Raw genomic sequence first — 12,275 nt, forward strand, 5'->3', positions numbered from 1 at the left:
TTGATAGGAATTAGTAGGGAGCCTCTCTTTCTAAGAGAGCCGATGGTTGGTGCGAATCGGTGAAAGATGCTGTCTGAATCCATCCTTGAGCGAAATGCTGAAACAAGTAGGCATTTACGGGATAACCGTTATGTTTGAAAGTGGAAAACGAGTCTTTGATTTGTTTTCAATCAGGGTGGCAACGCGAGAGCTCTCGTCCCTTTATGGGGATGAGGGCTCTTTTTATTTTCGACAAATCAATAAAAAAAGGAGTGTTTAGCATGCTTGATACGAAAATGCTGAGAGCAAATTTTCAAGAAATTAAAGCAAAGCTTGTACACAAAGGCGAAGACTTAACTGATTTTGATAAGTTTGAGGCGCTGGATGATAGACGAAGAGAGCTTATCGGCAAGGTTGAAGAGTTAAAAGGAAAACGAAATGAAGTTTCTCAGCAGGTTGCTGTGCTGAAGCGTGGGAAAAAAGACGCGGATCACATTATTAAAGAAATGCGTGAAGTCGGCGAGGAAATTAAAAAGCTTGATGAAGAATTACGGACAGTGGAAGCTGAGCTTGATACAATCCTTCTCTCAATCCCAAACATTCCGCATGAGTCTGTACCTATCGGTGAAACAGAAGACGACAACGTAGAAGTGCGTAAATGGGGAGAAAAGCCTTCATTTTCTTATGAGCCGAAGCCGCACTGGGATATTGCGGATGAGCTGGGTATTCTGGATTTTGAACGTGCTGCCAAAGTAACAGGAAGCCGTTTCGTGTTCTATAAAGGCTTAGGTGCTCGTCTGGAGCGTGCGCTTTATAACTTTATGCTTGATCTGCATGTGGATGAGTATAACTACACTGAAGTGATCCCGCCATATATGGTAAACCGCGCAAGCATGACGGGAACTGGGCAGCTTCCTAAATTTGAAGAGGATGCATTTAAAATCAGGGAAGAAGATTATTTCTTAATTCCAACGGCGGAAGTGCCGATTACAAACATGCATCGCGATGAAATCCTTTCAGGTGACAGCCTGCCGATCAACTATGCGGCATTCAGTGCTTGCTTCCGTTCTGAAGCTGGTTCAGCAGGACGTGACACACGCGGATTAATTCGTCAGCACCAATTTAATAAAGTTGAGCTTGTAAAGTTTGTGAAGCCTGAAGATTCTTATGAAGAATTGGAGAAGCTTACAAACCAAGCAGAACGGGTTCTTCAGCTGCTTGAGCTTCCATACCGTGTCATGAGCATGTGTACGGGTGACTTAGGCTTTACGGCTGCGAAAAAATACGATATCGAAGTTTGGATTCCAAGCCAAGACACATATCGAGAAATCTCTTCTTGCAGCAACTTCGAAGCGTTCCAGGCGAGACGTGCGAATATTCGTTTCAGACGTGAAGCGAAAGGCAAGCCTGAGCATGTACACACACTGAACGGTTCAGGACTGGCGGTTGGAAGAACAGTTGCCGCTATATTAGAAAATTATCAGCAGGAAGACGGAAGCGTTGTGATTCCGAAAGTGCTCCGTCCTTATATGGGGAATAGAGAAGTAATGAAACCGTAAATTATGGAAAGGCGTGCCTGACAAGGTGCGCCTTTTTGCTTATGTAAACACGGCATTTTCATAAAAACAAAAAAAGTTTTTAAAAATGCTTGACCGCACGAGAACATACGTGATATAGTAAGTCTTGTCGATACGGAGGAATACCCAAGTCCGGCTGAAGGGATCGGTCTTGAAAACCGACAGGGGTGTCAAAGCCCGCGGGGGTTCGAATCCCTCTTCCTCCGCCATATTGATTTTAATTCTAATGAAACACAAGCATATATTGGAGATTGTTTTGTCCGTTGCATTCGGTGCGGCGGATTTTTTATTTTAAAGAAAAAGTGAATCTCGACTGAGATTCACTTTTTTTGATTATCATGAATAACTGAAGCAATTTGATCTACAATATTTTCAATCGAGTTTTCGTCGTTCAGAAGATCATAATCTTCAATGCGAAGTTTTAAAACAGGGCAGGCATTAAAACCGCTTATCCAGTTCTCGTAGCGTGTATGCATTTCTTCCCAATAAGACCTGCTTGTCTGAAGCTCCATCTCACGGCCGCGTTGTTCAATCCGGTTTAAAATGTTCTCCAGATCTCCTTCTAAATAGATCAACACATCTGGGTGTGGGAAATACGGTGTCATTACCATTGCTTCGAAAAGGCTTGTGTAAGTCTTATAATCAACCTTTGACATTGTCCCTTTATCAGCATGCATTTTTGCGAAAATTCCTGTATCTTCATAAATCGAACGATCCTGTACAAAACCTCCGCCGGCTTCAAAAATTGTTTTCTGTTCTTTGAAGCGTTCAGCTAAGAAATAAATTTGAAGGTGAAAGCTCCAACGTTCAAAATCATGATAGAACTTTTCCAAGTATGGATTATGATCGACTTCCTCCAAAGATGTTTTAAATCCAAGCCGTTTAGCTAAAGTTTTCGTTAAAGTCGATTTTCCGACACCTACTGTTCCTGCTACTGTAATAATTGAATTGTTAGGGATATGATGTTCCTTCATACGATAAGCTCCTTTACATGGGCGGCAATGCGTTCAAAGTCGCTCTTATTCAAAACGAAATCCTTTGAATCACCATCTACGGTTAACACTGTAAGTTCAGGGTCTGCTTCCTGCAGCTGCTTGATGGCGACTTCATAATCTGAAATCAGCTGCTCCAAATAGCTAGTTTCAATTTTTTTCTCAAAGGGGCGCCCGCGTTTTTCAATGCGATGTAGCAATGTAGGCAGACTGGCCTTTATGTAAATGATGAAATTCGGCTTTGGCAGATCATCCGTTAGCAGGTGATATATCTTTTTGTATTTTTCCAGCTGATGTGGAGACAAGGTGCGTTCCGCAAAAATCACATTTTTATAAATATGATAATCAGCTATTACAGGCTGTCCCTTTTTTAAAAAGTGATCACTGGTGTCTTCAAGCTGTTTGTATCTGTGACAAAGAAAAAACATCTCGAGCTGGAAGCTCCATTCCTCTATATTGTCATAAAACTTATCAAGGTACGGGTTATCCTCTACAATCTCATTGATCATAGGGAATCCGAATTCTTGTGAGAGCATCGTTGCGAGAGTTGTTTTTCCTGCCCCGATAGGACCTTCTATTGCAATAAAAGGGGCTGTATTCATCGGAATCCTCCTTATATCTGAAAAACGTGCGTCAGTTACCGACCTTCATATTGTATCACAACCCTTGGGTGCCCCCATGAAAAAAAGACGTTTCCAAATTATCGAAACGTCTTTTTGACAACATTAAATTGATCAGACAGCAGCAGCCAGTTTTGTGGAAAGGAAAGACCCAGCTTCCAATAGCTGATGCCTCTTAAATTCAGCTCTTTAATCAGATTGAATTTTGCTTGAATCGAGCGGGCATCCTCGAACCATACCTCGTGCCTTCTGTTTTCTGCATCAGTATAGCGGAAGAAAGGAGCTTGAGCGGTTTGGTCATACTGAATGGAAGCATTGTTCTGATCAGCTATGACAATGGCTTGCTGAGGGCTTACTGCTCTTGCCGGAGTTCCCCCCGCTGTATATGGCAGCGTCCAGTCATACCCATATAAATTCTGGCCCATGACGATTTTATTCGCAGGCATTTCAGTCAAAGCATATTCTATGACATCACGGACAGGGCCAATTGGAGAAACCGCTTGAGCCGGCCCGCCGCTATAGCCCCATTCATATGTCATGAGAACAACAAAGTCGACAATTTCGCCATGTGCCCTGTAATCATGAGCTTCATACCATCTGCCCTGCTGTGTTGCACTTGTTTTAGGAGCAAGAGCCGTAGAAATTTCTAAGCCCTCTCGATGGAAAAGATCCCTTGCTTCGCGGAGGAATTGATTATAGGCCTCTCTATCCTGGGGCCGCAAATATTCAAAGTCGAAATGAATGTCACGGAAGCCATATCTTCTGGCATTCTCGACTATTTCATTTAGAAGCCGTCTTTTTACAGTTTCGTCGTTCAAAAGGATCCGGCCAAGTTCATCGCTGAATGCTTGGTTTTCTAGGTTCGTTATAATCATCATCAATGTTGTATTTTGACTTTCTGTAATGCTCCTTAAATTCGTTAAAGGCGGTGCGACTAAGGTTCCGTTACGCTGTGCCTGGAAGCTGAATGCGCCAAGGTACGTTAAGTAGGGTGACGCTTCTCTGGCCGCCTGCTGGAGATTTTCGCTGACTTGATTTCCTCGGGGCTCCAAATAAGCATTTGATTCGATGTCTCGTTTAGGAGCTGGAGGGATGTATAAACGGAAACCAATCTGAAGCACGGTATTTAACTGGATGCGGTTAACCCTTGCGAGCTCGGCTGCTGTTGTATTGAACTGCCGGGCGATGGATGTCAGGGTATCACCTCGCTTCACATCATAGAACTGGCCAGCTATTGGAATGACAATGGTTTGTCCGACAACAAGGCTGTCGGGATTCGGTATTTCATTCGTTTCAGTGATCTCATTTGCGGTTGTTCTGTATTGTGAAGCGATAGCAGAAAGAGTGTCGCCTTGTTTTACCACATAAATTTGAATGAAAAACGCCTCCTTTCATATCGCTATCAATGTATGAAAGAAAAGCGCTGATCATGTTTATTTTTCTGTAATTTGTTCTTCCGTCGTAATTTCTGCGAAAAGAACATTCTCCATCATAGTTAAGGCGAATTCGTTATCTTCGTCACTGTTTGACGCGATACAGTCCTTAGGAATCGTGATGCTGTATTCCCTCATATAAGCGTCATTAGCGGTAAACAGCACACATATATTGCCAGCTATACCTGTTAAGATAATATGTCTCACCTGCAACTCAGTAAGAAGGGTGTGAAGTGCAGTTTCGTAGAAAGCGGAATGTTTTGGTTTGATTAAAAAATAATCAGCATCTTCCGGAGCTATCTTTGTGATGATATCCTTGCTTCTTTCATTTGTGCATTCTTGCTGAATGTTTTTAATGTCAGCTTGCCAAAGTCCATAATGATCATTGATGTAAATAATCGGCCATTCATTTTGTCTCGCGTGCTCCTTTAATGATAAAATATGAGGAACGATTTTTTCTGTTTTTTTAGCGAGGGTTTCTCCCATATCGAATTCAAAATTATTGATCATGTCTACAATGAGAAGGGCTGTATCTGCTTTGGACAATCGACAGTCTCCTTTCCGTTTCAGTTATAGTTAATATGTAGCCTTTTTAGGCAATGAAAAAACTTTGAAAAGAGAGCTTATCCTTATGACACAAGATGAACTTTATATGAAAGAAGCAATTAAAGAAGCGAAAAAGGCTGAAGAGAAGGGTGAAGTGCCAATAGGTGCGGTGCTTGTCGTTAATGATGAAATTATAGCGCGTGCACATAATTTAAGAGAGACTGAACAGCGATCTATTGCCCATGCAGAAATGCTTGTAATTGATGAAGCGTGTAAGGCACTCGGAACATGGCGGCTGGAAGGTGCGACTCTTTATGTGACGCTTGAGCCTTGTCCAATGTGTGCTGGTGCAGTCGTACTTTCTCGAGTGGAAAAAGTGGTTTTTGGCGCATTTGACCCGAAAGGTGGCTGTTCAGGTACGCTAATGAACCTTCTTCAGGAGGAACGCTTTAATCATCAGGCTGAAGTGGTGAGCGGTGTGCTTGAAGAAGAATGCGGCGGTATGCTCAGTGCGTTTTTCAGAGAACTAAGAAAAAAGAAGAAAGCCGCCAGGAAAAACTTGTCTGAATAGTACGGTTGCAATTTTTAGGGGAAACAGATATACTTAAGTGTGCATCGTAATAGATGCAACATAAAATTTGATATTTATTTTGCCGTGCTAAGCGGGGAGGTAGCGGTGCCCTGTACCTGCAATCCGCTCTAGCAGGGCCGAATCCCTTCTCGAGGTCCGTTTACTTTAAGGCCTGCCTTAAGTAAGTGGTGTTGACGTTTGGGTCCTGCGCAATGGGAATTCATGAACCATGTCAGGTCCGGAAGGAAGCAGCATTAAGTGAAACCTCTCATGTGCCGCAGGGTTGCCTGGGCCGAGCTAACTGCTTAAGTAACGCTTAGGGTAGCGAATCGACAGAAGGTGCACGGTAAATCAATCATCAAATTTTCAGACTCACCTAACATTAGGTGAGTTTTTTGTTATGTAAAAAGAGCTTTTGGAATCGAAACAAGGTTCATGTATAATGGGAATGATGAATAACGGAGGAGGGCAAACCCGTGAGTTACCAAGCTTTATATCGAGTATTCAGGCCTCAGCGCTTTGAAGATGTGGTCGGACAAGAACACATTACAAAAACGCTGCAAAATGCCCTTTTGCAAAAAAAGTTTTCTCACGCCTATCTGTTTTCCGGGCCAAGAGGAACCGGAAAAACCAGTGCAGCCAAAATATTTGCTAAGGCTGTCAACTGTGAACATGCTCCTGTTGATGAGCCATGCAACGAATGTGCGGCCTGTAAAGGGATAACAAACGGGTCAATATCCGATGTCATAGAAATTGACGCCGCTTCTAATAACGGTGTTGATGAGATTCGTGACATTCGCGATAAAGTGAAGTTTGCCCCATCGGCCGTCACATATAAGGTATATATCATAGATGAGGTGCATATGCTTTCTATCGGCGCTTTTAATGCATTACTAAAAACATTAGAAGAGCCGCCTGAGCATTGTATTTTCATATTAGCAACAACTGAACCGCACAAAATTCCTTTAACCATTATCTCTAGATGTCAGCGTTTTGACTTTAAACGAATTACCTCCCAAGCGATTGTAGGCCGCATGAATAAAATTGTTGATGCTGAACAGCTGCAAGTGGAGGAAGGATCGCTGGAAATCATTGCGAGTGCTGCAGACGGAGGGATGAGGGATGCCCTGAGCCTTCTTGATCAGGCCATATCATTCAGCGGCGATATCCTGAAAGTCGAAGATGCGCTTTTAATTACGGGTGCTGTTTCTCAATTATATATCGGGAAGCTTGCACAGTCCCTGCATGATAAAAACGTTTCTGACGCACTGGAAACATTAAATGAATTGCTTCAGCAAGGAAAAGATCCAGCTAAGCTGATAGAAGATATGATTTTCTATTTCAGGGACATGCTGCTGTACAAAACAGCCCCTGGCTTAGAGGGAGTGCTTGAGAAAGTAAAAGTTGATGAAACGTTTCGGGAACTAAGTGAACAAATTCCGGCTCAGGCCCTATATGAAATGATTGATATTCTGAACAAGAGCCATCAGGAAATGAAATGGACAAATCATCCGCGTATCTTTTTCGAAGTGGCCGTTGTGAAGATTTGCCAAACCTCACATCAATCTGCTGCTGATCTCCCGGAAGTGGATATGCTGATGAAAAAAATCCAGCAGCTCGAACAGGAAGTAGAGCGGCTCAAAACAACGGGCATAAAAGCAGCTGCGGAAAGCCCGAAAAAAGAAGCGCCGCGTGTGCCAAAGGGCGGGAAATCCAATTACAAAGCGCCAGTAGGCAGAATTCATGAGATTTTGAAGGAAGCCACAAGACCGGATCTTGATCTGCTCAGAAACAGTTGGGGCAAGCTTCTTGCTCATCTCAAACAGCAAAACAAAGTATCACATGCCGCTTTGCTGAATGACAGTGAACCTGTGGCTGCCGGATCGGCGGCATTTGTTCTGAAATTCAAATATGAAATTCATTGTAAAATGGTCGCTGAGGATAACAACGGAGTCCGGACTAATCTTGAGCAGATTTTAGAATCGATGCTCGGAAAAAGAATGGATTTGATTGGCGTTCCAGAAGCACAATGGGGTAAAATAAGAGAAGAATTTTTAGAAGATCATCAGCAGGAAAATGAAGGATCAAATGAACCGGCTGAAGAAGACCCGCTTATTGCCGAAGCGAAAAAGCTTGTTGGAGCGGATTTAATTGAAATAAAAGACTAACAAAATGAAAGAGAGTGAATGCTATGCGTGGCGGAATGGGTAATATGCAAAAAATGATGAAACAAATGCAAAAAATGCAAAAGGACATGGCGAAGGCTCAAGAAGAGCTTGCAGAAAAGGTTGTTGAAGGAACTGCAGGCGGCGGTATGGTAACAGTAAAAGCAAACGGCCAAAAAGAAATCCTGGATGTTATCATCAAAGAAGAAGTCGTTGATCCTGAAGATATTGATATGCTTCAAGATTTAGTGCTTGCTGCAACGAATGAAGCTTTGAAAAAAGTTGACGAAATCACAAACGAAACAATGGGTCAATTTACAAAGGGAATGAACATGCCAGGTTTATTCTAGGGGGATAAAAGAACATGCAATATCCTGAACCAATATCAAAGCTGATTGACAGCTTTATGAAATTGCCAGGGATCGGACCGAAAACAGCGGTTCGTCTGGCTTTTTTTGTTCTAGGTATGAAAGAAGATGTAGTATTAGATTTTGCGAAAGCATTAGTAAATGCGAAACGCAACCTGACATATTGTTCAGTTTGCGGGCATATTACAGACCAGGACCCTTGCTATATATGTGAAGATACGCGCAGGGATAAGTCTGTTATCTGTGTTGTGCAAGACCCTAAGGATGTTATCGCTATGGAGAAAATGAAGGAATACAACGGGCAGTATCACGTTCTTCACGGCGCTATTTCTCCAATGGACGGCATCGGACCGGAGGATATTAAAATACCAGAATTGTTAAAACGATTACAGGATGATCAAGTGACAGAAGTGATCCTCGCGACAAACCCTAATATAGAAGGGGAAGCAACGGCGATGTATATATCAAGGCTCCTCAAGCCGTCTGGTATTAAGCTCTCCCGTATTGCCCACGGACTGCCCGTCGGCGGTGACTTGGAATATGCTGACGAGGTCACTCTTTCTAAAGCACTTGAAGGAAGACGTGAATTGTAAGGAGGAAAAAGCGATCCATGGGTTTTCTTCGCAAGAAAACATTAAGAAGAGAGTTTGATGAAAAACTAACCGAGCAGCTTTTTAAGCAAAAGGAAGAGTGGAACAGGCAAAAAAAGCTGGTTGAAAAAAGCTTAGAACCGTCTGCTGAAGTGTTATACGAACTGAAAGTAGCTGAAGCGAAGTATTTTTTTTACTTAAGGGAAGCGAAGCAGCGAAATTTAAAAATCAGCCGGTGGAAGTAAGTGGTCTAAACTCCTGGATCTTCTCATAAGCTTGTACTAGAACAAGCGAAGGAGATGAGAAGATTCATGGAGCCTATTTTTATTATTGGGATTATTTTAGGACTGGTTATTCTTCTTTTTTTATCAGGTTCAGCTGCGAAGCCTTTAAAGTGGATTGGCATCACAGCTGTTAAATTTGTGGCAGGTGCTTTGCTACTGGTTTGTGTAAATATGTTTGGCGGCAGTCTTGGCATTCATGTGCCGATTAATCTGGTTACAACAGCTATCAGCGGAATTTTAGGAATACCCGGAATAGCTGCGTTAGTCGTCATTAAGCAATTTATCATTTAATTGATATTATGTATTGACTTAGACAACTGAAGGTGTTATTCTAATATACGTCGCTGATGACGAACAGCTTTTTTGAAAAGAAAATGCTAAAAAGTTGTTGACAGTAGCGGCGGTAAATGTTATGATAATAAAGTCGCTTAAACGAGCGGCAAACAAAGTTCTTTGAAAACTAAACAAGACAAAACGTACCTGTTAATTCATTTTTTATAAATCGCACAGCGATGTGCGTAGTCAGTCAAACTACTTTATCGGAGAGTTTGATCCTGGCTCAGGACGAACGCTGGCGGCGTGCCTAATACATGCAAGTCGAGCGGACAGATGGGAGCTTGCTCCCTGATGTTAGCGGCGGACGGGTGAGTAACACGTGGGTAACCTGCCTGTAAGACTGGGATAACTCCGGGAAACCGGGGCTAATACCGGATGGTTGTTTGAACCGCATGGTTCAAACATAAAAGGTGGCTTCGGCTACCACTTACAGATGGACCCGCGGCGCATTAGCTAGTTGGTGAGGTAACGGCTCACCAAGGCGACGATGCGTAGCCGACCTGAGAGGGTGATCGGCCACACTGGGACTGAGACACGGCCCAGACTCCTACGGGAGGCAGCAGTAGGGAATCTTCCGCAATGGACGAAAGTCTGACGGAGCAACGCCGCGTGAGTGATGAAGGTTTTCGGATCGTAAAGCTCTGTTGTTAGGGAAGAACAAGTACCGTTCGAATAGGGCGGTACCTTGACGGTACCTAACCAGAAAGCCACGGCTAACTACGTGCCAGCAGCCGCGGTAATACGTAGGTGGCAAGCGTTGTCCGGAATTATTGGGCGTAAAGGGCTCGCAGGCGGTTTCTTAAGTCTGATGTGAAAGCCCCCGGCTCAACCGGGGAGGGTCATTGGAAACTGGGGAACTTGAGTGCAGAAGAGGAGAGTGGAATTCCACGTGTAGCGGTGAAATGCGTAGAGATGTGGAGGAACACCAGTGGCGAAGGCGACTCTCTGGTCTGTAACTGACGCTGAGGAGCGAAAGCGTGGGGAGCGAACAGGATTAGATACCCTGGTAGTCCACGCCGTAAACGATGAGTGCTAAGTGTTAGGGGGTTTCCGCCCCTTAGTGCTGCAGCTAACGCATTAAGCACTCCGCCTGGGGAGTACGGTCGCAAGACTGAAACTCAAAGGAATTGACGGGGGCCCGCACAAGCGGTGGAGCATGTGGTTTAATTCGAAGCAACGCGAAGAACCTTACCAGGTCTTGACATCCTCTGACAATCCTAGAGATAGGACGTCCCCTTCGGGGGCAGAGTGACAGGTGGTGCATGGTTGTCGTCAGCTCGTGTCGTGAGATGTTGGGTTAAGTCCCGCAACGAGCGCAACCCTTGATCTTAGTTGCCAGCATTCAGTTGGGCACTCTAAGGTGACTGCCGGTGACAAACCGGAGGAAGGTGGGGATGACGTCAAATCATCATGCCCCTTATGACCTGGGCTACACACGTGCTACAATGGACAGAACAAAGGGCAGCGAAACCGCGAGGTTAAGCCAATCCCACAAATCTGTTCTCAGTTCGGATCGCAGTCTGCAACTCGACTGCGTGAAGCTGGAATCGCTAGTAATCGCGGATCAGCATGCCGCGGTGAATACGTTCCCGGGCCTTGTACACACCGCCCGTCACACCACGAGAGTTTGTAACACCCGAAGTCGGTGAGGTAACCTTTTAGGAGCCAGCCGCCGAAGGTGGGACAGATGATTGGGGTGAAGTCGTAACAAGGTAGCCGTATCGGAAGGTGCGGCTGGATCACCTCCTTTCTAAGGATATTATACGGAATATAAGACCTTGGGTCTTATAAACAGAACGTTCCCTGTCTTGTTTAGTTTTGAAGGAACTTTGTTCCTTGAATAAGTTAAGATGGGCCTGTAGCTCAGCTGGTTAGAGCGCACGCCTGATAAGCGTGAGGTCGGTGGTTCGAGTCCACTCAGGCCCACCATCTTATATAACGGGGCCTTAGCTCAGCTGGGAGAGCGCCTGCTTTGCACGCAGGAGGTCAGCGGTTCGATCCCGCTAGGCTCCACCAACGTGTTCTTTGAAAACTAGATAACAGTAGACATCACATTCAATTAGTAATACAAGATATCACATAGTGATTCTTTTTAACGGTTAAGTTAGAAAGGGCGCACGGTGGATGCCTTGGCACTAGGAGCCGATGAAGGACGGGACGAACACCGATATGCTTCGGGGAGCTGTAAGCAAGCTTTGATCCGGAGATTTCCGAATGGGGAAACCCACCACTCGTAATGGAGTGGTATCCATATCTGAATTCATAGGATATGAGAAGGCAGACCCGGGGAACTGAAACATCTAAGTACCCGGAGGAAGAGAAAGCAAATGCGATTCCCTGAGTAGCGGCGAGCGAAACGGGATCAGCCCAAACCAAGAGGCTTGCCTCTTGGGGTTGTAGGACACTCTGTACGGAGTTACAAAGGAACGAGGTAGATGAAGAGGTCTGGAAAGGCCCGCCATAGGAGGTAACAGCCCTGTAGTCAAAACTTCGTTCTCTCCTGAGTGGATCCTGAGTACGGCGGAACACGTGAAATTCCGTCGGAATCCGGGAGGACCATCTCCCAAGGCTAAATACTCCCTAGTGACCGATAGTGAACCAGTACCGTGAGGGAAAGGTGAAAAGCACCCCGGAAGGGGAGTGAAAGAGATCCTGAAACCGTGTGCCTACAAGTAGTCAGAGCCCGTTAACGGGTGATGGCGTGCCTTTTGTAGAATGAACCGGCGAGTTACGATCCCGTGCAAGGTTAAGCAGAAGATGCGGAGCCGCAGCGAAAGCGAGTCTGAATAGGGCGCATGAGTACGTGGTCGTAGA

11 protein-coding genes, 3 tRNA genes, 2 rRNA genes, 1 other RNA gene and 1 other annotated feature (2 of these 18 cut by a window edge) are annotated in these 12,275 nt (G+C 44.7%); of the genes, 13 read left to right on the plus strand and 4 right to left on the minus strand.

The features are described from left to right. Nucleotides 1-204, plus strand: a binding site (T-box leader); it begins 9 nt to the left of the window's first position. A gap of 56 nt (nucleotides 205-260) precedes the next feature. Together serS and NYE53_RS00095 are read left to right on the plus strand one after the other, a co-directional pair. After that, nucleotides 261-1,538 (plus strand): serine--tRNA ligase, encoded by a 1,278-nt coding sequence (serS, locus tag NYE53_RS00090; RefSeq protein ID WP_339246677.1) that lies wholly within the window; start codon nucleotides 261-263, stop codon nucleotides 1,536-1,538. Nucleotides 1,539-1,672: 134 nt separating this feature from the next. Then, nucleotides 1,673-1,765: transfer RNA gene (locus NYE53_RS00095), tRNA-Ser, on the plus strand. Between the two features lie 111 nt (nucleotides 1,766-1,876). Here the strand turns inward: NYE53_RS00095 and dck are convergent. The 4 genes from dck to NYE53_RS00115 all read right to left on the minus strand — a co-directional run bounded on the left by dck (nucleotide 1,877) and on the right by NYE53_RS00115 (nucleotide 5,147). Continuing rightward, nucleotides 1,877-2,530 (minus strand): deoxyadenosine/deoxycytidine kinase, encoded by a 654-nt coding sequence (gene dck / locus NYE53_RS00100; RefSeq protein ID WP_014478585.1) that lies wholly within the window; start codon nucleotides 2,528-2,530, stop codon nucleotides 1,877-1,879. After that, entirely contained in the window at nucleotides 2,527-3,150 is a 624-nt protein-coding gene (gene dgk / locus NYE53_RS00105) for a deoxyguanosine kinase (RefSeq protein ID WP_003226790.1), read from the minus strand. Before dgk ends, dck begins: the two co-directional genes overlap by 4 nt. Nucleotides 3,151-3,248: 98 nt before the next feature. Then, nucleotides 3,249-4,532: a glycoside hydrolase family 18 protein gene (locus tag NYE53_RS00110; protein WP_326225789.1), complete on the minus strand. Its 1,284-nt coding sequence runs from the start codon at nucleotides 4,530-4,532 to the stop codon at nucleotides 3,249-3,251. Nucleotides 4,533-4,601: 69 nt separating this feature from the next. Then, the gene (locus NYE53_RS00115) at nucleotides 4,602-5,147 is read right to left on the minus strand and encodes an isochorismatase family cysteine hydrolase (RefSeq protein WP_003226786.1); all 546 of its coding nucleotides are present in this window, start codon (nucleotides 5,145-5,147) and stop codon (nucleotides 4,602-4,604) included. 85 nt (nucleotides 5,148-5,232) lie between these two features. Here NYE53_RS00115 and tadA point away from each other — a divergent pair, with 85 nt between their 5' ends. The 11 genes from tadA to NYE53_RS00170 form a co-directional block, all read left to right on the plus strand. Beyond that, nucleotides 5,233-5,718: a tRNA adenosine(34) deaminase TadA gene (tadA, locus tag NYE53_RS00120; protein ID WP_003226784.1), complete on the plus strand. Its 486-nt coding sequence runs from the start codon at nucleotides 5,233-5,235 to the stop codon at nucleotides 5,716-5,718. An 82-nt stretch (nucleotides 5,719-5,800) separates the two neighbouring features. Next, an RNA gene (gene ffs / locus NYE53_RS00125) (signal recognition particle sRNA large type) lies at nucleotides 5,801-6,065 on the plus strand. Between the two features lie 129 nt (nucleotides 6,066-6,194). Then, complete coding sequence (dnaX, locus tag NYE53_RS00130; RefSeq protein WP_076458822.1) at nucleotides 6,195-7,886, plus strand: DNA polymerase III subunit gamma/tau; 1,692 nt, start codon at nucleotides 6,195-6,197, stop codon at nucleotides 7,884-7,886. Between the two features lie 23 nt (nucleotides 7,887-7,909). Next, a complete protein-coding gene (locus NYE53_RS00135; protein ID WP_003225427.1) occupies nucleotides 7,910-8,233 on the plus strand; it encodes a YbaB/EbfC family nucleoid-associated protein in 324 nt (107 codons plus the stop codon). A gap of 14 nt (nucleotides 8,234-8,247) precedes the next feature. Continuing rightward, nucleotides 8,248-8,844: a recombination protein RecR gene (recR, locus tag NYE53_RS00140; RefSeq protein ID WP_003225425.1), complete on the plus strand. Its 597-nt coding sequence runs from the start codon at nucleotides 8,248-8,250 to the stop codon at nucleotides 8,842-8,844. A 17-nt stretch (nucleotides 8,845-8,861) separates the two neighbouring features. After that, the gene (locus NYE53_RS00145) at nucleotides 8,862-9,086 is read left to right on the plus strand and encodes a YaaL family protein (protein WP_003242387.1); all 225 of its coding nucleotides are present in this window, start codon (nucleotides 8,862-8,864) and stop codon (nucleotides 9,084-9,086) included. Between the two features lie 66 nt (nucleotides 9,087-9,152). Further along, nucleotides 9,153-9,416 (plus strand): sigma-K factor-processing regulator BofA, encoded by a 264-nt coding sequence (gene bofA / locus NYE53_RS00150; RefSeq protein WP_003225421.1) that lies wholly within the window; start codon nucleotides 9,153-9,155, stop codon nucleotides 9,414-9,416. Between the two features lie 245 nt (nucleotides 9,417-9,661). Continuing rightward, nucleotides 9,662-11,211 (plus strand): 16S ribosomal RNA (locus tag NYE53_RS00155). A gap of 102 nt (nucleotides 11,212-11,313) precedes the next feature. After that, nucleotides 11,314-11,390: transfer RNA gene (locus NYE53_RS00160), tRNA-Ile, on the plus strand. Nucleotides 11,391-11,401: 11 nt separating this feature from the next. Next, nucleotides 11,402-11,477 (plus strand) — tRNA-Ala (locus tag NYE53_RS00165). Nucleotides 11,478-11,558: 81 nt separating this feature from the next. Then, nucleotides 11,559-12,275 (plus strand): 23S ribosomal RNA (locus NYE53_RS00170) (it continues 2,211 nt past the right edge of the window). Together the 16S and 23S rRNA genes with 2 tRNA genes alongside form the textbook arrangement of a ribosomal RNA operon.

It is taken from the genome of Bacillus sp. FSL R5-0523 (assembly GCF_037975295.1).
In the GTDB taxonomy this organism is placed as follows: domain Bacteria; phylum Bacillota; class Bacilli; order Bacillales; family Bacillaceae; genus Bacillus; species Bacillus subtilis.